Genomic DNA, 21,419 nt, shown 5'->3' with positions numbered 1-21,419 from the left:
TCCACAAGCACCCCAACTCGAGGCTTAACCCCACCCTAGTCCAGTGCCCGACGGGTTTTCCAGACGATAAAAATCCCTTGGCGCCACGCGTCAAACCCTGGCGCCCAGCAATCATGCAGGGTGCCTGGCGAGCTTCCGGAGTTCGTCGCAATAAAAAGAAAAAGCGCCGAACAACATCAGGAAATTCCCTGGGTCATTCAGCGCTTTCAGGCAGCCAACCGGTCGTTTTCAGGAGGCGGGTTTCTCGCCGTACCAGCGCGGCGTGTACACCCACTCACCGCCACCGGCACGGGGGAAGGTGCAGGTGGTGGAGGAGCCGATCAGCACCATGGTGCGCATGTCCACCTGCTCCGGCGTCAGTTGCCCAAGCGTGGTCACACGCAAGGTCTGCCCCGGGCGCCCAATATCGCGACCCAGCACAACCGGTGTTTGCGGCGTGCGATGCAGCGCGACGATTTCCAGGGCGCGCCCCAGTTGCCATGGCCGCGAACGCGAGATCGGGTTGTAGAACGCCAGGGCCAGGTCGGCCTGGGACGCGAGGTCCAGGCGCTTTTCGATAATCGACCAGGGCTTGAGGTTGTCCGACAGCGACATCACGCAAAAGTCATGGCCCAACGGCGCGCCCGCCTGGGCAGCTGTGGCCAGTGAGGCCGAGACACCGGGCAGGATCTGCAGGTCGACCTGATGCCACGCCGGGTCATTGGACTCGTGCAAGGCCTCGATCACCGCAGCGGCCATGGCGAATACGCCAGGGTCGCCGGACGACACCACCACCACCGAGCGACCTTGGGCCGCCAGCTCGAAGGCATGGCGCGCGCGCTGCATTTCTTCGCGGTTATCGGTGCAATGCTGCACCTGATCATCGCGGAACGGCCCGGCCATGCGCACGTAGGTTTCGTAGCCGAGCACGTCGGTGCAACGTGCCAGTTCAGCCTTCACCGCAGGCACCATCAACTCGGCCGCACCAGGACCCAGGCCGATCACGGCGAGGCGGCCACGCAGACGTCCGACTTGCGACAGGTCCAACGGCTGCTCAGCGACATCGATCACAATATCGGCCTCTTGGCTGGCGCTGACGAACCGCAACGGTACGCCCAGCTCCAACGCCGCCTCATGCAGCGACGCTTCGGCCATCTGCGTATCACTGGCCAGCAGGCACGCCAGGGATTGCACGGCGATGCCGGCCTCATGCAATGCCGTGCGAACGCGCACTGCCAGCTGCGCACCGGGCTGGCAGGTCACGCTGACGTTCTTCGGGTAGATCAGCAATTCATTGGCGGCGGGTGTGCGCTCGGCACTGCCCACGTGAATCGCCAGGCGTGCCTGTTGATCCTGGGGCAGGTTGGCCTGGTCCAGCCATGGCGCCGCGCCTTCGATGCGCACACTTTCGCCGGCCAGCAGGTCCGAGACGAAGCGCTTGCCCAGTTCCAGATCGGCCAACTCATAGCCCTTGGGCGGGTTGAGCAGGCAGGTGCCGAAACGCAGCTCGCCACTGGTGGTAATCGCAGCAGCCACGTCCAACGCAGCGGCAATCTCCCGCGCCATGACGTTCACGCCACCCAGGCCACCCAGCAACGGCACCACCGCGCTGCCGTCTTCGGCCACCGCCAGCACGGCGGGCTCTTCGCCTTTTTCCAGCAACAGCGGCGCCAGGGTGCGGATCACGATGCCGGCGGCGCACAGCACGATCAGCGGCGTGCCCTGTTGATAGAGCTGGCGCAGGGTTGCGCCGAACTCGCTGTAAGCCTGGTCTGCACCGTCGACGCGCCCGGCCAGGCCATGAATCAGCGCACCGGGGTACACCTGCTGGATCTTGCGCGCAGTGGCCAGGCTACCCTGGCCGAGGATGACAATCGCCGGGCTGATCAACCTTGCCACCGTTCACCGGGCACGATGATCAGCGAGAAGTACGGCGAAGACATCGGCTCCACCTCATCGAGCGGTACGATTTTCTGGTTGGCCATGGTCGCGCGCTCCACATACAACGCACGCTCGGCCAGGCCGAGCTCTTCCAGCACCTGGCGCACCTTGGGGAAGTTGCGGCCCAGCTTCATGATCACCGCTGCGTCGGCGTCCGCCAGGCGGCGCTTCAAGTCCTCATGCGGCAGCACGCCCGAGAGCACCGACAGGCTCTGGTTGCGATACACCAGCGGCGCGCCGAGCACCGAGGCGCCGCCGAGCATCGAACACACGCCTGGGATGACCTGGGCGTCGTAGCGCTCGGCGAGACGGTCGTGCAGGTACATGTAGGAACCGTAGAAAAACGGGTCGCCTTCGCAGATCACCGCCACATCACGGCCGGCATCCAGGTGCGCGGCGACGTCAACACTGGCGGCGTCGTAGAAATCGCTGATCACTTGCTCGTAGGACATCGGTGCCGGCAATACCTCGGTGGTCACCGGGTACACCAGCGGCATCAGGGTCTGTTGCGGCACCAGGTGGTCTTCGATGATGCCGAAGGCGTTGCCCTTTTTGCCCTTGGCCACGAAGTACGCCACCACCGGCGATTCGCGCAGCAGGCGCAGGGCCTTGAGGGTAATCAATTCGGGGTCACCCGGCCCCACGCCCAGGCCGATCAAACGTCCGCGTGCCTGCATTATTCGACCTCCGTGGCCAGGGCATTCACTGCGGCGGCGGCCATGGCACTGCCACCCAGGCGGCCCTGCATGATCACGAACGGCACGCCACGGCTGTCGGCGGCCAGCATCGCCTTGGACTCGGCGGCGCCAACGAAACCCACCGGGAAGCCGAGGATCAACGCCGGTTTCGGTGCGCCGGCGTCGAGCATTTCCAGCAGGTAGAACAAGGCGGTCGGCGCGTTGCCGATCACTACCACGCTGCCTTCGAGGTGCGGACGCCACAGCTCCAGCGCCGCAGCGGAGCGGGTGTTGCCCAACTCCCGTGCCAATTGCGGCACGCTGTCGTCGCGCAAGGTGCAGATCACTTCGTTGTTGGCTGGCAGCCGCGCGCGGGTCACGCCTTCGGAGACCATCCGCGCATCGCACAGAATCGGCGCACCGGCGGCCAGCGCATCGCGCCCGGCCTTGCCCGCACCTTCGGAGAACTGCAGGCCGTCGATGGCCTCGACCATGCCGCAGGCATGAATCACGCGCACCGCGAGTTTTTCCAGGTCGGCCGGGATGCGGTCCAACTTGGCTTCCGCGCGAATAATGGCGAAGGAGTTGCGGTAGATCTCCTGACCGTCGCGGATGTAATCAATCATCGGTGTTGCTCCGTGGGCGAGCGCGCAGCAAGGCGCCCGTCGCTTCAATGGAAAGGGTGCGCGCGTGCAGCCGGCCAAAACCTGGGTGGGCTGCATCGCGGAAATAGAGGTCGTAGTGGCCGGGGCTCACTGCCAACAGGGTCACCGGCGCAACGTGCGCAGCGGCGCAGGAACGTGGGCAGCCGGACACGTGCACATCAACGCCTGGGTCGAGCGCGGCCAGTTGCTGGGCGTCCGCCTTGGTGTCGGCCAGGCCTTTGCCGCAGCCGCTGGAGCCGGTGCAGGCAGTCATGCGCGCCAGCGGTTGGTCGACCGAGACGAGAAAGCCCAGTTGCGCCAGGCGCTCGGTCACGGCGTGAGGCTTTTCGACGTTGGGCAGCAGCACGCCCTGCCAAGGGGTGAAGCGCAACGTGCTGTCGCCGTACTCGCTGGCGAGTTGCGCGACACCCCTGAGCATCGTCGCGTCCAGGCGACCCAAGGGTGCGATCGCAGCAACGTAAAACTGATTCTGTTGCGACTGTGGATACGTCCCAAGGTGCAGTAAAGCGCCGCTGGGCGGGCGTTTGAAGCCGTCAACCGGCAGCAGATTCAGGTGCAGATGGCTCAGCAAGTTATCCACAGGCAGATGACGCATGCGGGTTTGCTCCGGGGTGGCGAGATCAAGAAACGCCTCCAGCACCGCCACCACCAGCGCATGGCCCTGCGCCAACGGCACGGCCGCCAACGGTGCATCCAACCCTGGGCAACCGGCCAGGCCAAACGCCAGGAGCGTCTCACCATCGCGTACGAAGGCCGACAGCCACACGTCATGATGATGTTCGAGCATCGCCAGGGCTTCACCGCCATCCAGTTGCACGGCGAACTTGGCCGACAGCTCATGGAAACGCGGATGGGTTTGCAGGGTGGCGAGGATTTCATCGGCCAGCAGGCGGGTGTCGAACAGCATCTGCGGGTCGATGCCGGCGCTGGGGCTGAGCATCAAGTTGCGTACATCGTCACCGGCCGCGTTGCTGGGGCCCAGGCCTGCGGCCAGCAGCTTGGCGATCAAGGCGTCCTCTTCGGCGCCGATCCCGCGAATCTGCAGGTTGGCGCGGTTGGTCGCCTCGATCACCCCGCCCGCGTAAGCCTGGGCCGCATCCGCCACCGCATGGGCTTGCTCGCTGGTGATGGAACCACCGGCCAGTTTGATCCGGCAAATCCCGCCATCCAACGCCTGGACGATACGCAGCAACCCCGGACAAGCCGAGGGGCGCAAGGTATTCGCAGTGTGTGTTGGGTTCACGGGGCTACCGGTTCACAGGTAAAGGCGCGGTATTATGCCTGCTTTGTCCGCCGGCATGAAAAGCCTGCCCGTCGGATGTCGTTCAAGGAATCCATATGTCGCCCTGGCTGACGGTTGTAGGCATCGGTGAAGACGGCTTCAAGGGGCTGGGCAGAAATGCCCGGCATGCCCTGTTGCGCGCCACTCGGATTATAGGAGGTCAGCGCCAGTTGGACCTGTTGCCGGTGTGTATTCGGGGCGAGCGTCAGTTGTGGCCGAGCCCGTTTTCCCTGGAACCCGTGCTGGCGCGGCGTGGCGAGCCGGTGTGTGTGCTGGCCAGCGGCGACCCGATGTTTTATGGCGTGGGGGCCAGTCTGGTGCGGCAGGTGGCAGCGCAGGAGTTGCTGATTTTACCGGCGCCCTCATCGGTGTCCCTGGCGGCGGCGCGGCTGGGCTGGCCGTTGCAGGAGGTGGTGACGTTATCCGTGGTCGCCCGGCCATTGGCGGTGCTGAATGCGCACATGGCCAGTGGCGTGCGATTGCTGGTATTGAGCAATGACGGGCGCAGTCCGGCGTTGATTGCCTCATTGTTGGCTAAGTCAGGGTTCGGGCCCAGCCGGTTGAGCGTGTTTGAACACCTGGGCGGTGCGGATGAGCGGCGCATCGACGGTTTGGCTGCTGATTGGCAACACACCTCAGTCGCCGATTTGAATCTGGTCGCCATCGAGTGCGTGGCCTCCAGCGATACACCACGCCTTTCACGCCTGGCGGGCCTGCCCGACTCAGCCTTCAAGCACGACGGTCAATTGACCAAGCGCGACGTGCGCGCCATGACCCTCGCCCGCCTCGCCCCGATGCCCGGTGAACTGCTGTGGGACGTGGGCGCGGGCAGCGGCTCCATTGGTATCGAATGGATGCGTGCGCACACGAGTTGCCGAGCGTTGGCGATTGAAGCGGATGAAGGTCGGCAAGGCCTGATCGAACACAACCGCGATGCGCTTGGCGTGCCTGGCCTGCAGTTGGTTCGCGGCAGGGCGCCCGAGGCGTTGCTGGGCCTGGAAGCACCGGACGCGATCTTCATCGGCGGCGGCGTCACCCGCGAAGGCGTGCTCGACACCTGCTGGCAACATCTACGCCCCGGTGGCCGCCTGGTCGCCAATGCTGTGACCCTGCAAAGTGAAATGACCTTGATGAACTGGCGCGCGCAACATGGCGGCGAGTTGACCCGCGTCCATGTGGCGCAGGCCCAGCCGCTGGGGGAATTCGATACCTGGCGCCAGGCGTTGCCGATTACCTTGCTGGAAGTGGTCAAGCCGCTATGAAACGCATCTTGCTGTTGGGTGGCGTGACTGAAGCGCTGGCTATCGCGCGGACCTTGGGGCCAGAGCATATCTACAGTTTGGCCGGGGTCGGCCGTGTGCCTACCGATCTCACATGCCAGGTGCGAGTGGGCGGCTACGGCGGGGCCGAGGGCTTGGCGCAGTTTGTTCGGGATGAGGGGGTTGGCCTGATTCTCGACGCGACCCATCCGTACGCGGCGCAGATCAGCCGAAATGCGGCCGAGGCTGCGCAGTTGAGCGGCGTGCCTTGCTGGGCTTTGCGCCGACCGGCGTGGCAGCCGCAGACGGGAGATGATTGGCGCGAGGTCAGTGATTGGGCCTCGTTGATTGAAGCGCTTAAACCCTTCAAGCGTCCGCTGTTCACGCTTGGCCGCGAGCCGTTGCAGCACATTGATGAAATCCCGCCGGAGCAGTTCTGGACACTGCGCGCGTTGGATGTGTATCCGGGGAGCGAGCGCTGTGAAGTGATCGGCGCGCGTGGGCCGTTCTTGATCGAAGATGAGCGTGCGTTGTTCGCACGGCGTGGCATTGATGTGTTGATCAGCAAGAACAGCGGCAGCACCGCGACGGAGCCGAAGCTGGAAGTGGCAAGGGAGCTTGGGGTGCCGGTGTTGGTGTTGAAGCGGCCGGTGTTGGCAGCCGTAGATCAAGAATTCACCAGCGTGGCCGCGGTGCTGCAGACAATCACCGTTTTCTGAACGACGACTATCCCCTGTGGGAGCGGGCTTGCTCGCGAATGCGGTGTATCAGTCACCTGATGTATTGGCTGACACTCCGCTTTCGCGAGCAAGCCCGCTCCCACATTTAGCACCGCGTTGTCCTTGATATCGGCAACCTCTCAGTTCCCGTCTATCCTCAACCACTGGCACTGCGACACCAAACCACATGCCCTGTTTTTACTTCTCCCCTACGATCAGGCTAAATACCCGCCTGATCGTTTAACCCTACGGATTGTCCGCCATGGCCCGTCAACGCTTTGCAATCGCCTGGATCGCCTGCCTTGCAGTGCTGTTCAACGCCTTTGCCATGCCGATGGCCAGTGCGATGCAGCAATCCCAGGACCCGGTGCAGCAATTGCTGTGGGGCAGCTTCTGCTCCTCCAATGGTGCCAGTCTGAAGACTATTGCCCTGGGCCAACTGGAGATTCCGGCGCCGCAGCAGGACGATCACTCCACCATGCAGCATTGCTGGTGCTGCTCGGGCTCGACGCCGGTGGTGGCGTTGCCGGGGCATGTGCCGCAGTTGTATGTGACGCGGTTCGACGCGTTCCAGCACCTGACGCCGTCTGCGCTCCAGCAACCTACCCCGCGCCAGCAATGGCCGAGTCTTAACCCCCGCGCCTCCCCGACGGTCTGATTTCTTCGCAAGTGAACTGCGTTTAGAACCGTTCTGGAGAACTGCCATGCTCAAATCTTCCCTGCTTCTGGCTGCGTTGTTGTTGCCGGTGTTCAGTGCTGCCAATGCCGATGACTACAAGGTCGGCGAACTGGAGATCCGTGAACCCTGGTCCCAGGAATTGCCGCCCAATGCGCCGACTGTCGCGGCGTATTTCGTGATTCATAACACCGGCGAAACGGCGGACCGTTTGCTCGGTGTCGAGACGCCCGTGGCGGACAAGGCCGAGTTGCACGAGCATGTGATGCAAGGCGACTTGATGAAGATGCAACAAGTGCCCAGCGTGGCCGTACCGGCCAAAGGCGATCTGACCTTCGCGCCCATGGCGTATCACGTGATGCTGCTGGGCCTCAAGGACCGCAGCCTGTTGGCCGACGGCAAGCAATTCCCGCTGACCCTGACCTTCGAGAAAGCCGGCAAGGTCGAGGTGGAAGTCAGCGTGCAAAAAACGCCGCCAATGGCCACCCACGAGCATAAGCACGCCCAGTAGGTAGACTCCCGATGGGCGCCCCTCGCGCCAGGTTATCTCCACACTCCCGCCTGAGAAGCGGCAGTTGGATCAGCCTGTTCGCCATGCTGATGATCTTTATCGGTCCGCTGATTTCCCAAGCGATGCCGATGGATCATCACGCCGGTATGTCCATGTCCATGGACATGCCGATGGAGCACGGCGAAACCCATCACAAGCAAGCCCCTGACGAACACCACGCCCTCTGGTCCAAGTGCGGCTATTGTGACCTGCTCTATAGCTGCCCAGCCCTGCCCGGCGGCATTTCAACCTTTACCCTGAGCAGCCCGCCGCCCGCCAACGCCCTCACCCCCGCCACACGCCTGGGCCATGCCCGGCAGAGTATCTTCCCGGGCGCCCGCAGTCGCGCCCCGCCCATCGCCTCGTAAGCACTTCACACCGTTACTTCACCCCGGCCGACTTTAGACAGACAGCCGCAGGCTGCTGGCCGTGTTGTTTACGAATGATTGATGGAATTTGTCATGTCCAGGTTTTCTGCTGACACCCGTTTGGGATGTACCCCCGTGCTCGCTGCCTTATGCGGCGCATTACTGGCGCCCCACGTTCACGCCGACGAGCATGAACTGAGCCCGACCGTGATCACCGCGATTGCCCCCAGCTCACCACTGACGGTGATCACCCACCCCAAGGACCCGCGCCAACCGGTGCCCGCCAGCGATGGCGGCGACTACCTCAAGACCATCCCCGGCTTTGCCCTGGTGCGTAACGGCGGCACCAATGGCGACCCGGTGCTGCGCGGCATGTTTGGCTCACGCCTGAATATCCTCACCAACGGCAGCATGATGCTCGGTGCCTGCCCTGGCCGCATGGACGCCCCCACCTCCTACATTTCGCCGGAAACCTACGACAAGCTCACCGTGATCAAAGGCCCGCAAACCGTGCTGTGGGGCCCCGGCGCGTCGGCTGGCACCGTCCTGTTCGAGCGCGAGCCGGAGCAGTTCGGCGAGCTGGGCACGCGGCTCAACGCCAGTGTGCTGGCCGGCTCCAACGGGCGCTTCGACAAAGTCATCGATGCCGCCGCCGGCGGCCCGCTGGGATACGTACGGGTGATCGGCAACCAGGCCCATGCCGATGACTACAAGGACGGCAACAACGACACGGTTGCCTCGCGCTACGACAAGTGGAATGGCGATGTGGCGGTCGGTTTCACCCCCGACGCCGACACCTTGCTGGAACTCACCGCTGGCCGTGGCGATGGCGAAGCCCGCTACGCCGGGCGCGGCATGGACGGCTCGCAGTTCCTGCGTGAGAGCCTGGGGCTGCGCTTTGAAAAATCCAACATCGGCGAGGTATTGGACAAGGTCGAGGCCCAGGTCTACTACAACTACGCCGACCATGTGATGGACAACTACAGCCTGCGCACGCCGTCGGGCACCGGGATGATGGCCGGGCCGATGGCCTCCAACGTCGACCGCCGCACCCTTGGCGCGCGCATCAAGGCCACCTGGCGCTGGGCCGATGTGCAGTTGATCAGCGGCCTGGACGCGCAGACCAACGAACATCGCCAACGCAGCAGCATGGGCATCGACACCTACAAGGATCTGCCACGGGTCAAGGACGCCAACTTTCACAACTACGGCGTGTTCGGCGAACTCACCTGGTACGCCGCCGACCGCGACCGCCTGATCACCGGCGCACGCCTGGACCGCGCTTCGGCCAAGGACTTCCGGCAAACCACCGGCTCGGGCATGAGCAGCCGCGCCAACCCGACTGCTGACGACACCCGCGCCGATACCTTGCCATCGGGCTTCGTGCGTTATGAACACGACCTGGCCGACAGCCCCACCACCCTCTACGCAGGCCTGGGCCACTCGGAGCGCTTCCCGGATTACTGGGAGCTGTTTTCGCCCAATACCGGCGCGGTCGGTTCGGTGAATGCCTTTGACGGCGTGAAGCCGGAGAAAACCACCCAACTCGACTTCGGCGCGCAGTACAAGGCCGAGGACCTTGAAGCCTGGGCCTCGGGCTACATCGGCCGAGTGCAGGATTTCATCCTGTTCGACTACAAGCCCGGCATGATGGGCACCACTTCCCAAGCGCGTAACGTGGATGCGCGCATCATGGGCGGTGAATTGGGCGCAGCGTACAAACTGACGCGCAACTGGAAAGCCGACGCCACCCTCGCCTACGCCTGGGGCAAGAACAGCAGCGACGGCAAGGCCCTGCCGCAAATGCCGCCACTGGATGCACGTTTCGGCCTCACCTACAGCGAAGACGACTGGAGCGCCGGCGCGTTGTGGCGTGTGGTCGCGGCGCAACACCGCATCGATCAGAACAAAGGCAACGTGGTCGGCAAGGACTTCGACAAGAGCGGCGGTTTTGGCGTGTTCTCGCTGAACGCGGCGTACCGCATCAACAAACACTTCAAGGTCAGCACCGGTGTCGACAACCTGTTCGGCAAAGCCTACGCCGAGCACCTGAACCTGGCCGGCAACGCCGGGTTCGGTTACCCGGCCAGTGACCCGCAGGCCATCAAGGAGCCAGGCCGGACCCTTTGGACCAAAGTCGACATGAGCTTCTGACGCCCCCCTGTAGGAGCCGGCTGCCGGCGATGGCGTCGATTAGATCGCCCCCGCCGGCAAGCCGGTTCCTACAGGTCATGACCGGATAAATAACAAGCCTTGCGGAGCACCTGATGAGCACTCAAAAAATATCTTTCTACAACCTGGCCTGGCGCTGGCACTTCTACGCCGGGCTCTTCGTCGCCCCTTTCATGGTGCTGCTGGCCCTGACCGGCATCATCTACCTGTTCAAACCCCAGCTCGACCCGCTGATGTACAGCGACCTGCTCAAGGTCCAGACCGCCGAGCACGCCCTGAGCGCCGACGAGCAATTGCAACGCGCCCAGGCGGCCTACCCCAAGGCCGCCATCAGCAAGTACTTGCCGCCGGCCGACGCCACCAGCAGTGCGCAGTTTGTGATGCACAACGACGGGCGCGAAGTGACGGTGTTCGTCGACCCCTACCGCGGCACGGTACTCGGCGAACAGGACGCCAAATACAACCTGCAAGCCATCGCCCGTGCGCTGCACGGGGAATTGATGATTGGCACCGTCGGCGATCGGCTGGTGGAACTCGCCGCCGGTTGGGGCGTGATGCTGGTGGTGTCGGGCCTCTACCTGTGGTGGCCGCGCGGCAAATCCTCGGCGGGCGTGCTGTGGCCAAGAGTCAACAGCCGCGGCCGGGTGTTCTGGCGTGACATGCACGCGGTCACTGGCTTCTGGGGCGCGTCGCTGCTGCTGGTGATGCTGCTCAGTGGCATGACCTGGACCGGCTTTTGGGGCAAGCAGTACGCCGACTTGTGGAACACATTCCCGGCGGCGATGTGGAACCAGGTGCCACAGTCGGACCAGCAGGCGCGTGTGCTCAACACCGCTGCCCAGCAGACGGTGCCCTGGGCCATGGAAAACACGCCAATGCCGATGTCTGGCGACCATGCCGAGCACATGAATCACGGCGCGATGCATTCAGCGCCAGCCGCGCCGACCTTGCGCCTGCAACAGGTGGTCGACCTGGCCAACGCGCGCAAGGTCGAGCCTGGCTACAGCATCACCTTTCCCACCACCGCAGAAGGTGTGTTCACCATCGCGGTGTTCGCCAACGACCCGCGCAATGACGCCACCCTGCACGTAGACCAGTACACCGGCAAGGTGCTGGCCGATGTGCGCTGGGAGCACTACAACCTCGTGGCACGGGCCACCGAAACCGGCGTGATGCTGCACGAAGGCAAGATGTTCGGCTGGGTCAATCAACTGGTCGTGCTGCTGATCTGCCTGATGATTCTGCTCAGTGCCGTGAGTGGCCTGGTGATCTGGTGGAAGCGGCGGCCAGCAGGTGGCTTGGGTGTTCCGCCGATACGCCACGACCTGCCCAAGTGGAAGACCGCGATGGTGATCATGCTGGGCCTGGCGATCATTTTCCCACTGGTTGGCGCGTCGTTGATCGTAGTGTGGGCGCTGGATCGCTTGGTAGTGTCGCGGCTGTTTGCGCAACGTGAATCTGCCTCAGGTTCGACATGAAGTCGGCGAGATGCCCTACATAGAGGCGTTATGTAGTCTTACGCGGGCTTTCGCCCACGACGCAGGAAGTGTTAACTTATAACACTTACTGCATACCTCAGCTCGCCGCGCCCAGCGGCGAGCGCTGCCTCGAAGAAGCGATTTTCCGTCCGATGAACAAGTACCTCGCGTCCGGCCTGTGCCTGCTCGCCCTGCATCACAGCGCCCAGGCCCTGACTCTGCCCGCCAGCCCCGTCACGGCACCCGCCGTGGACGACGAACGCGTCGACCTCAAGACTCCGACCACCGCCGGCTCGCGCCTGAACCTCACGGCCTTGCAAACCCCCGGCAGTATCGAGAGCCAGACCGGCGTGCAGATCCGTGCACGCGGCGACGTGAGTGTGCAGGACGCGATTTCCCGCGCCACCGGCATCAGCCGTACCGGTTCGCCGGGTGACGGTGGTACGTCGTTGTCGGCCCGTGGATTTACCGGGCAGGGCTCGGTGATGCAGTTGTACGACGGCAACCGCATGTACATGGGCATGGGGACATCGACGTTCCCGGTGGACACTTGGTCGGTGGAACGCGTCGACGTGCTGCGCGGCCCGGCCTCGGTGCTGTACGGCGAAGGGGCTACTGGCGCGGTGGTCAATACCGTGCCGAAAAAGCCGTTTGAAGGCGAGATCGAAAACCACATCCGCCTGGGCTACGGCTCCCATGACCGCCAGCAAGAAGCCCTGGACAGCGGTGGCTCGCTGACCGACACCCTGAGCTATCGCCTGAACCTCAATCGCCTGCGCAGCAATGGTTTCATCGACCATGGCGACTCCAGCAGCGACTTTGTCAGCGGCGCCCTGCGCTGGCAGGCGGCAGACAACCTGAGCTTCACCCTGGCCAGCGACTATGGCGACCAGCGCCCGCAAAATTACTTCGGCACCCCGTTGATCAACGGCCAGTTGCACAAAGGCCTGCGCGACAAAAACTACAACGTCAGTGACGACATCCAGCACTACAACGACCAGTGGACGCGCCTGACCAGCGAGTGGCAGATCAACGACAGCGTCAGTGCCACCAACGAGTTGTTCTACCTGAAAAACCAGCGGCGCTGGCAGAACGCCGAGAACTATAACTTCACCAACGGGCAACTCACCCGCAGCGGCAACTTCGGCATCAAGCACAACCAGGAACAGGTGGGCGACCGCCAGACCTTCACCTTCAAGCACACCCTGTTCGGCCTCGACAGCCAGACCGTAACCGGCGTGGAGTACAACCGCATTCGCTTCCGCCTGGCCAGCAACTCGCCGTTCGAGGATGTGCTGCCGGATGGGCAACCGATCGATATCAATCACCCGGCGCCCGCCGCATTCGATAGCCAGAGTGCATTCAGCCCGCTGTTCTCCACCACCACCAAAACCGTTGCTGGCTTCGCGGAAAACCGCCTGCAACTCACCGACCGACTGTCGTTGATCACCGGCATCCGCCGCGACTACGCCCACGTCGACCGCGATGACCTGCGCACCGGCAGCCAGTCCGACAAGACCCTCACCGGTAATAACTGGAAGGCCGGCCTGGTCTATGCGATCACGCCGGACACCTCGGTGTACGGCCAGTACGCGACCAGCACTGACGGCGTCGGCGGCCTGATTTCCCTGAGCCCGAGCCAGCAACAGTTTGACCTGTCGACCGCCAGGCAAACCGAGATCGGCATCAAGCAGGCCTTCTGGGACCAGCGTGGTGAATGGACGCTGGCGGCGTATCACATCGTCAAGAAAAAACTGCTCACCGACGTACCGGGCGACCCGGACCTCAAGCAGCAAGTCGGCCAACAATCGTCACGCGGCCTGGAAGCCAGCCTCGACCTGCAACTGCCACACGCCTGGCAATTGCAGGCCAACGCGGCCATCGTCCACGCGCAGTACGACGACTTCACGCAGGACCTTGGCGGCGTGCAAGTGTCCCGCGACGGCAACCGCCCGGTGGACGTACCGCGCCGCACGGCCAACCTGTGGCTGAGCAAGGCCGTGACCGACGACATTCGCGCCGGTGCCGGCGTGCGTTACGTCGACGCACGGTATGCCGACATGGCCAACCAGAACGAGCTGCCGAGCTACACCGTTGTCGATGCCACCGTGTCGTGGAAAGCCATGCGCAACACCACCCTGGGCCTACAGTTGAACAACCTGTTCGACCGCACCTATGCCGTCAGCCAGTACAACGACGGCCAGCAGTGGATACTGGGTAAACCGCGCGCCTTCTTCGTCACGGCGGACTACACCTTCTGATGAGCTCACTCACCCTCACCGACCTGGCCTGGACCCCTTCGGGGCATGAGCACTGCCATCACCAGTTCCAACTGCGTGACGCCAGCCTGCAGGTCGGTGCCGGGGAGTTCGTCGGGCTGATCGGGCCCAATGGCAGCGGTAAGACCAGCCTGTTGCGCTGCGCCTACCGGTTCAGCAAACCGGCGCAGGGCGACGTGCTGCTCGAACACCAGAATGTGTGGAAACAAAGCGCGAAATGGTGCGCGCAAAGGGTTGCCGTGGTGCTGCAGGAGTTTCCCGATGCCTTCGGCCTGCGGGTGGATGAAGTGGTCGCCATGGGCCGCACACCGCACAAGGGTTTGTTTGATGGCGACACACTGCAGGACCGGCAATTGATCCAGCAAGCGCTGGTGTCGGTGGGCATGCAGGGGTTCGAAGACCATGGGTTCGCCACCCTGTCGGGCGGTGAAAAACAGCGTGTGATCCTCGCCCGCGCCCTGGCCCAGCAGCCGCAACTGCTGATCCTCGACGAGCCCACCAACCACCTCGACCCACGCTATCAGTTGGAGTTGCTGCGGCTGGTCAAGCGTCTGAACATCGGCACCCTGGCGAGCATCCACGACCTCAACCTGGCGGCCGCATTCTGTGACCGCCTGTACGTGATCAACCACGGGCGCATCGTCGCCAGCGGCACGCCGCATCAAGTACTCACGGCCGCTTTGCTGCGCGACGTGTTTGGCGTCGAAGCGCTGATCGACACTCACCCCTTGTCCGGCTACCCCCGAATCACCTGGATAACCCAACCATGAGCCTGCGCCCCCTGCTTGCCGTTGCCTTGCTGTTCAGTGCCGCCGAGGCGCTTGCCGAAGCCACCCATTACCCGGTCACCGTCAAGAGCTGCAACCGCGACGTGACCTTCCAGGAGGCCCCGAAACACGCGGTCAGCCACGACATCAACATGACCCAGATGATACTCGCCCTGGGCCTCAAGTCGCACATGGCCGGCTACAGCGGCGTCACCGGCTGGAAGTCGGTGACCCCGGAAATGGCACACCTGCTCGAGGGTTTGCCGGAGCTGGCGAGCAAGTACCCGTCGGTGGAAACCCTGCTCAACGCCAACGTGGATTTCTTCTTCGCCGGTTGGGATTACGGCATGCGCGTGGGCGGCGACCTGACCCCGCACACACTACAACCCCTGGGCATCAACGTGTATGAGTTGACCGAGTCGTGTGCCTTCGTGATGAAGCGCCCGGCCGCCACCCTGGACGACACCTATAACGACCTGCGCAACCTGGGCAAAATCTTTGACGTGCAGGACCGCGCCACGGCCTTGATCACGCAGATGCAGGCACAGGTCGCCGAGGTGCAAAAGGACCTGCCAGCCGAGAAACCGCGGGTGTTCCTCTATGACAGCGGTGAAGACCGCGCCATGACCTCCGGGCGCCTTGGCATGCCCCAGGCACTGATCACGGCGGCCGGTGGGCGCAATATCCTCGATGACATCGACGCCAGCTGGACCCGGGTCAACTGGGAGACCGTGGTGGAACGCAACCCGCAGGTGATTGTGATCGTCGACTACAGCGAAATCACCGCCGAGCAGAAGCAGGCGTTCCTGATGAATAACCCCGCGCTGCAAGCGGTGGACGCCATCAAGAACCAGCGCTTTATCGTGATCCCGTACGTACAGGCGACGCCAGGCATCGATAACGTACTGGCGGTGGAAACCCTGGCCAAGGGGTTCCACGGCGAATGATCACCCGTCGCTACGCCTGGTTGCTTGCCGCGCTTGCGCTGGTGTTGCTGGTGTCCTGCGTGACGTCCCTGGGCTTCGGCCCGGCGCGGGTGCCAGTGGACGTGGTGTGGCGAATCGTGGTGTACAAGGCCTTTGGCATCGGCGAGGTGAACTGGCCGGCCGGGCAGGCGCATATCGTCTGGCTGATCCGTGTGCCGCGCCTGTTGCTCGGCGCGTTGGTGGGCGCCGGCTTGGCGTTGATCGGTGCGGTGTTGCAGGCAGTGACGCGTAATCCGCTGGCCGACCCGCACCTGCTGGGCGTCACGTCGGGCGCCACCCTCGGCGCAGTGATCGTGGTGCTGCACGTGGGCGAAATAGTCGGGCTGCTGACCCTGCCGATCGCCGCCTTTGTCGGCGCGCTGCTGAGCATGCTGGTGGTGCTGGCGGTGGCCAGTCGCAACGGACGACTGGACAGCGACCGCCTACTGCTGTGTGGCGTGGCAGTGTCGTTCGTGATGATGGCGGCGGCCAACCTGCTGCTGTTCATGGGCGACCATCGCGCGGCGTCGGCGGTGATGTTCTGGATGCTGGGCGGCCTGGGCCTGGCGCGCTGGGAGTTGCTGGCGATCCCCACGGCCACGGTGCTGCTGGGGCTGCTGGTACTGCTCGGCATGGCGAGGCCTTTGAACGCGCTGATGGCCGGTGAGCAGACCGCCGTGACGCTGGGCCTGAATGCGCGCAACGTGCGGCTGAAGGTGTTCCTGGTGGCCTCGTTGATGACCGGCGTGCTGGTGTCCATCAGCGGCTCCATCGGCTTTGTCGGGCTGATGGTGCCGCACATTGCCCGGCGTCTTGTCGGTGCCGAGCATCGCCGCCTATTGCCGGTGTGTGCCCTGCTCGGCAGCCTGTTCCTGGTGTGGGTCGACGTCGCCGCACGCACCTTGATCGCCCCGGAAGACCTGCCCATCGGCGTGGCCACCGCAGCCATCGGCGGGCTGTTTTTTATCGGGTTGATGCGCCGGCGCTGATCAGAATGAGGCGTTTCAGGCAGTTGCGTGGAGGATGCTCATCAAAGCTCATCCTTGTTGCGGCCATACCAGGGCTCATTTGCCCCGATCCTCATAAGATCCGACTGTTCATTCAAAGGCCCCAGTGCGTTCCAGAAGCTGTCGGCGACCAGCACTGACAGCTTGCCTATGCGCCGCAACCGACTCACCAGCACACTGGGAGTGAGCGCTGGCCAGGCGCGCAGCAGATTGGCTTCCTCTGCTGTCATTGCAGGGTCGTACTTGAGCAGCGCTCCCCGACGGCAAGACAGGTAGATGCTCTTGGCGTCAGGTAAATTACTGCGTATGACCGAAAGATAATTGTCCAGGTCAGTACCGGAGACAAAATTAGCCAGCAGGTTGATGTCAACTTGGAGCTTACTGGGCGTACCAGGAATTGTCTTATAAAAGACATGCACCGCTGCAATCTTGTAGTTGCGCAGCACATTGGTCGTCGGCACGTCGAATCCGGCGTGATCCTTCCAGAACAAACCTTCCAACGTACTGTCGCCAAAACCGGGGCGATCCTCCACGGGATCGATTGCGACAAACCCGCCAACTCTCGGCGGCACCAGGACTGCCCCTAGATACGAACGATCAACAAAGCGGGCAAGCGTGCGCTGAGCGTAACGGGCGGCGTCATCGGCATAGAAATACCATGGACCGCAGAATGAATGGTAATAAGGGTCGTCAGCAAAATCGTGCGGCAGTCGATGGGGAGACCACAGGGCATCGACCAGCTCTTTGCGGCCCCAGATCGGGCTGGTGACCCGGATGTCCAACTCTCCAATGCTCGCCAACTCACGTACGTAGTCCCGCACTGTCAAGTAGCCCTTATTCACGCCTTCGGCGATGTGGTACTGGTCATTCTGCCACTGCGTCACAGCATCTGATTTAGGCACCTTGTACCGCAGCAACGCACCGTCGGCACATAACAGGTAAAGCGGCAGTGTCAGTCCATTACGGGGGGTGGTCATGTAAGCCAGTGCTTTCGCAATCGTGACAGGCGAGAAGAAGGACCGGGCCATTTCGTCTTTCGCCGGGGCAATCGGTTCAGTCGATGCGCACAAGTACAAGCCATGCATCAGGTAACCCTGGGGTAATTGGCCGCCGGCAAAGACGGCTGCCAATGCACTAAATTGCGCTCTGACAAGAGGTAACGTTGCCATGTACAGGTCCCGTCCGAATGCCTTCAGCACATAACCAAACGCCACTTGAGCCTGTGGTTTCCAAGCCAGCTGGACGTGTCGGACGGCATCAAGGGCACGGGTGAATATCGGACTGCACGGTGAGTCCGCTGCGACTTGGCGCACCTCCAATGGGTTTGGGATGTATTGATTCAGCGCGAACTCAGGTTTGAGTGTCCTCGGATGCCCCCACAGGGCGTCTCCCTTAACAACCCGCAAGAGGCCAGCCTTGGCCACTGCATTGACGAAATCCTGCGGTGACAGCGTTCCCGTGCGAAGTTGCTGCTCATAGTCGTTGTCGGCCAAATCACCTTTGACGCGGTTAAGAGCAAGCAACTTACGGTTCAGCAGCTTTTCCTCTTCAGAGTCTGACAGGTCGTAGCTGAGAATCGCCCCGTTCGCTCCGAAAACGTAGTCGCGCTTGATATGCGCCTCTCTGTCTAGCAGCTCTGCCAGCACAGCACTGGGAATCATGCTTTGGTAGACCGATTTTTGTAGGGCCGACAGCAATAGAGGGACTTCTTGAATGGGTAGGGAGCGGTAGCGAGCGATGATCGTGCTCCCCCCGGGATAAAGCCCCAAGGCAACGCTGGCATCCGGGTAGATCCAGTTCAGCGACACCCCCCGCGGCGGCAGTATCAAGGGTTCAGTGGCCACGCATAGACCGTTGACCAGCTTGAGGATGACGCCGCCATAGGCGCGGCGAAAGTGGTTGCCAATGGAGCTCAGGGCATAACGGGCCGCATCATCAGCCGAGGCAAACGCCGGGCTCAAGCGGCGTGAAGTCAAGGTTTTGTAGCCGGTCCAGTCTTTATTCACAATGCCAACTTCATCCCAGCATTGACTGGTCCGCACCACTTGTAGCTCGCCCTTGGTTGCCCACTGTCTGACAAAGTCAAAATGGGTCTTTATGCCAGAATCCAACTGCGTCTGTGCCAGCGCTAACAGGGTGTCCGCCTCGCCGCCGGCTTTCACGTCGATAGGCGAGGCGCGAAAACTTAACAGTGCACCGTCCAGCGTCGAAAAGTAGATGGGCAGGTTGCGTGTTTGATTACGCTGGGCTTCATAGAGCGCGGAATACAGTACTTTCGGCGTGACGAAATACAACGTCAGCCAAGCATTCGCTGCAGTGTTCCACTTCGGCGACCATTGCTGTGACCTGAACAAGGCATGTAGCTCAAACCCCTCGGGCAACGCATACTCGTCACGGCTCGTTCGAGCAAACAATTTGTCGAGGTCGAACAAGTCGCCGGCGGAGAGAGCGCCCTCTACCTCAGTGCCAATGTACTGTTCCTGGCCTTTGCGTTTGAGGATAAATGCGAAACAGGCCTGCGCGGCAAGATTGCGACCATGCACTCGCTTATGCAGATCGCGGGCGGCGTCATTGAGGGTTGTGAACAAGGAACCATAGGTGACGTAGTCGGGCGGGCCGATTCTGGGTGCATATTCAAAGTCAGGCGTCCAATCGCTGTAGACAACCCCGCGCGGGCCCCACAACGAATTGCCCTGAACAATTTTGAATTCGCCCGCAGCGGCTAACCTCGTGACCCAATCGGCAGGTCTTAGCACGCCGCGATCCATCTTGCGTGCAAGGCCAAGCTCTCCGGCAGACGGGTTGAGAGTTTCCAGTAGCCACTGCTCCTCGGACGAATGGCTCGGGGCGTATTCCAGTAGACAATCCTGCGCTCCGGAAAGGTAAGCCACCCGCCCGGATAGGAGTATTGAGTACATCTCATCGCAGGAAAATACCTGTAGGTTGATCAGCGCTTCCTGCCGCGTCCACCGCCGCTGCTTAACCCAGTCAGGATCGATCATGGACAGTGCCGGATGGGAACCATAGCGTGCATACAGCTCATAGCCTTCGGGAGGAATCAGTGCGCCTTGCTCGTCTACGGGGAAAAACAGCATGAACGCAAATGGGTTGGCAAGGCTTTGCTTGGGCGGGGTGATCACGAAGCGACCGTCAGGCCCTATCAACACGTAACCGCCGTAGTAACTACCTCGGGAGTTGCCAATCTGCTCATGGGCGTACGACGCAGCGTCCCGGGATGACAGAAACGAGCCACTCAAGGTCACCGGGTGCTCTGTTGACAATACCGTCGATTGCTTATTCACCCGCCCGACCTCACGCCAGACCTGGCCTGCTCGAACCACCCACAGGTCCGTGACATCGATCACCCTGCGCAAAAAGTCGCGTGGTGTCAGGGTGCCAGCGGCCATCTCGGCCTGGGCACCGCTGTCATTGATCCCCCCATCGCTGCTGCGTTTAAACAGCTCGGCCGCCAGATACGCCAGAGGGACTTTAAGTTTGAGCAACGCTTGATCCAGGGTATTGATGTAGAGGGACAGTCCACGCTTCGGGTCCTGAAGAGCCAACGTCCCGCTTCCCGCTCGGATGGCGGCCCCCAGTTGCATCGGTGTAAAAAGCACATTGACCAGCCAGTTTTCTCGAGCAGCAACCCTACTCACTTCAGACCCCTCACTGAAATAGAGGGCTTCCAGGCGATAGTCGGCGGGTAATTGCAGGCCCCCATCCGGCCCCTTGGGGAAGAGCGTATCGAGAGAAAATAACGGTTCGAGACCGGGCGTTGCCAAGGTTGCGACGTAACGATCCAGGCTGACGTGCTTGAGCACCACGCCGATGCGCGATTCAACGGTCTCTGGCTGCGGGGGAAACGCTGCCGTCACCGCCAACGATGCCTCAGGAAAGATCGCCGTGAACAGCGGTTGCTCGGTCACCGCCGACGAGGAAAAAGGTTCGAAAACGACCCAATCGGGCGGCACCTTGCCGCGAGAACCACCCCACAGTGCGGTCGGCACAATTAAGCTCAACGAGCCGAAGGTCGAGACCTTTTTGATGAACTCATCAAAGCCGCCGTACACACCCACCGGATTGCCGGGTGGTTTTCCGGCCTGTACCCAAAGGGCGAAGCTGAACTCCGCCCTGGATCCAGAAGGGGTATGGCGGATGAGGGATCCGTCCGGCCCAGAGAGATAGGAAGACGTGAAGAAAGCACGATCATGCACATCCTGGTAAAAATCTGTACCGGAGATGAACCCCAAAAACGCCTTGGCCATGCGTTCATCAAAGCTGGGGTTTCTCTGGAGAATCATTTCATGTTGCGCAGGATGTGAATGGTAGCAGGCGACGCAGGTATACCCCGGTGGTTGAAGATAGTGGCCATCGGTGCCGATAGCCAAAACAGCCCGTAAATCGAACTGCATTCCCTTGCCCGCCACCGGCTGAGTCGAGAAATACTGGCCGGAAGGGTCTCGCACAATCACCCCGCCGTACTCGACGTCTCGTCGCTGACCAATTTCCTGATGAGCCCAGTAAGCCGCATCTGCCTCATGCAGAAAAGCAGGGCTCAGTGGTGGCAGCTGGGTAGCCCCACGGTTTGAGCTGGCAGCCCGCCCTTCACGTGACAATCTGATCGCCATGACAACT

16 protein-coding genes are annotated in these 21,419 nt (G+C 62.4%); 11 read left to right on the top strand and 5 right to left on the bottom strand.

Translation table 11 applies throughout. The features are described 5' to 3' along the window. Positions 1-228 precede the first annotated feature (228 nt). The 4 genes from cobJ to cobG are packed head-to-tail and all read right to left on the bottom strand — an operon-like array spanning position 229 to position 4,505. On the bottom strand, positions 229-1,866 hold the full coding sequence (gene cobJ, locus KUA23_RS03185) for a precorrin-3B C(17)-methyltransferase (protein ID WP_100492503.1): 1,638 nt from the start codon (positions 1,864-1,866) through the stop codon (positions 229-231). Beyond that, entirely contained in the window at positions 1,866-2,597 is a 732-nt protein-coding gene (locus tag KUA23_RS03180; RefSeq protein WP_078046668.1) for a precorrin-2 C(20)-methyltransferase, read from the bottom strand. Before KUA23_RS03180 ends, cobJ begins: the two co-directional genes overlap by 1 nt. Further along, on the bottom strand, positions 2,597-3,223 hold the full coding sequence (locus tag KUA23_RS03175) for a precorrin-8X methylmutase (protein ID WP_078046667.1): 627 nt from the start codon (positions 3,221-3,223) through the stop codon (positions 2,597-2,599). The genes KUA23_RS03180 and KUA23_RS03175 overlap by 1 nt, the downstream gene beginning before the upstream one ends. Then, a complete protein-coding gene (cobG, locus tag KUA23_RS03170; RefSeq protein ID WP_306428758.1) occupies positions 3,216-4,505 on the bottom strand; it encodes a precorrin-3B synthase in 1,290 nt (429 codons plus the stop codon). Before cobG ends, KUA23_RS03175 begins: the two co-directional genes overlap by 8 nt. Positions 4,506-4,600: 95 nt before the next feature. On the opposite strand from cobG, the gene cbiE reads away from it, so the two are divergent. The 11 genes from cbiE (at position 4,601) to KUA23_RS03115 (ending at position 16,766) form a co-directional block, all read left to right on the top strand. Next, on the top strand, positions 4,601-5,806 hold the full coding sequence (gene cbiE, locus KUA23_RS03165; protein ID WP_252993436.1) for a precorrin-6y C5,15-methyltransferase (decarboxylating) subunit CbiE: 1,206 nt from the start codon (positions 4,601-4,603) through the stop codon (positions 5,804-5,806). Then, on the top strand, positions 5,803-6,522 hold the full coding sequence (locus KUA23_RS03160) for a cobalt-precorrin-6A reductase (RefSeq protein WP_100491592.1): 720 nt from the start codon (positions 5,803-5,805) through the stop codon (positions 6,520-6,522). Before cbiE ends, KUA23_RS03160 begins: the two co-directional genes overlap by 4 nt. Positions 6,523-6,784: 262 nt before the next feature. Beyond that, positions 6,785-7,180, top strand: a complete 396-nt coding sequence (locus KUA23_RS03155) for a DUF2946 domain-containing protein (protein WP_252993435.1) — start codon at positions 6,785-6,787, stop codon at positions 7,178-7,180. 46 nt (positions 7,181-7,226) lie between these two features. Beyond that, entirely contained in the window at positions 7,227-7,709 is a 483-nt protein-coding gene (locus KUA23_RS03150) for a copper chaperone PCu(A)C (RefSeq protein ID WP_078046662.1), read from the top strand. Positions 7,710-7,720: 11 nt separating this feature from the next. Next, complete coding sequence (locus KUA23_RS03145; protein ID WP_252993434.1) at positions 7,721-8,116, top strand: DUF2946 domain-containing protein; 396 nt, start codon at positions 7,721-7,723, stop codon at positions 8,114-8,116. Positions 8,117-8,209: 93 nt separating this feature from the next. After that, complete coding sequence (locus KUA23_RS03140) at positions 8,210-10,270, top strand: TonB-dependent copper receptor (protein WP_100491595.1); 2,061 nt, start codon at positions 8,210-8,212, stop codon at positions 10,268-10,270. Between the two features lie 113 nt (positions 10,271-10,383). Next, a complete protein-coding gene (locus tag KUA23_RS03135) occupies positions 10,384-11,766 on the top strand; it encodes a PepSY-associated TM helix domain-containing protein (RefSeq protein ID WP_252993433.1) in 1,383 nt (460 codons plus the stop codon). A 152-nt stretch (positions 11,767-11,918) separates the two neighbouring features. Further along, positions 11,919-14,027 (top strand): TonB-dependent receptor, encoded by a 2,109-nt coding sequence (locus tag KUA23_RS03130; protein WP_252994253.1) that lies wholly within the window; start codon positions 11,919-11,921, stop codon positions 14,025-14,027. Then, on the top strand, positions 14,027-14,815 hold the full coding sequence (locus tag KUA23_RS03125) for an ABC transporter ATP-binding protein (RefSeq protein WP_252993432.1): 789 nt from the start codon (positions 14,027-14,029) through the stop codon (positions 14,813-14,815). Before KUA23_RS03130 ends, KUA23_RS03125 begins: the two co-directional genes overlap by 1 nt. After that, positions 14,812-15,759, top strand: a complete 948-nt coding sequence (locus tag KUA23_RS03120; RefSeq protein WP_252993431.1) for an ABC transporter substrate-binding protein — start codon at positions 14,812-14,814, stop codon at positions 15,757-15,759. The genes KUA23_RS03125 and KUA23_RS03120 overlap by 4 nt, the downstream gene beginning before the upstream one ends. Then, on the top strand, positions 15,756-16,766 hold the full coding sequence (locus tag KUA23_RS03115; protein WP_078046655.1) for a FecCD family ABC transporter permease: 1,011 nt from the start codon (positions 15,756-15,758) through the stop codon (positions 16,764-16,766). Before KUA23_RS03120 ends, KUA23_RS03115 begins: the two co-directional genes overlap by 4 nt. Positions 16,767-16,807: 41 nt before the next feature. Here the strand turns inward: KUA23_RS03115 and KUA23_RS03110 are convergent, their stop codons facing one another. Continuing rightward, positions 16,808-21,412, bottom strand: a complete 4,605-nt coding sequence (locus tag KUA23_RS03110) for a DUF4329 domain-containing protein (protein WP_346356372.1) — start codon at positions 21,410-21,412, stop codon at positions 16,808-16,810. Between the last annotated feature and the right edge of the window lie 7 nt (positions 21,413-21,419).

It is taken from the genome of Pseudomonas pergaminensis (assembly GCF_024112395.2).
GTDB classification, from domain to species: domain Bacteria; phylum Pseudomonadota; class Gammaproteobacteria; order Pseudomonadales; family Pseudomonadaceae; genus Aquipseudomonas; species Aquipseudomonas pergaminensis.
The sequence above is the reverse complement of the archived record's forward strand: the minus strand, read 5'-3'. Positions and strand labels throughout refer to the sequence as shown.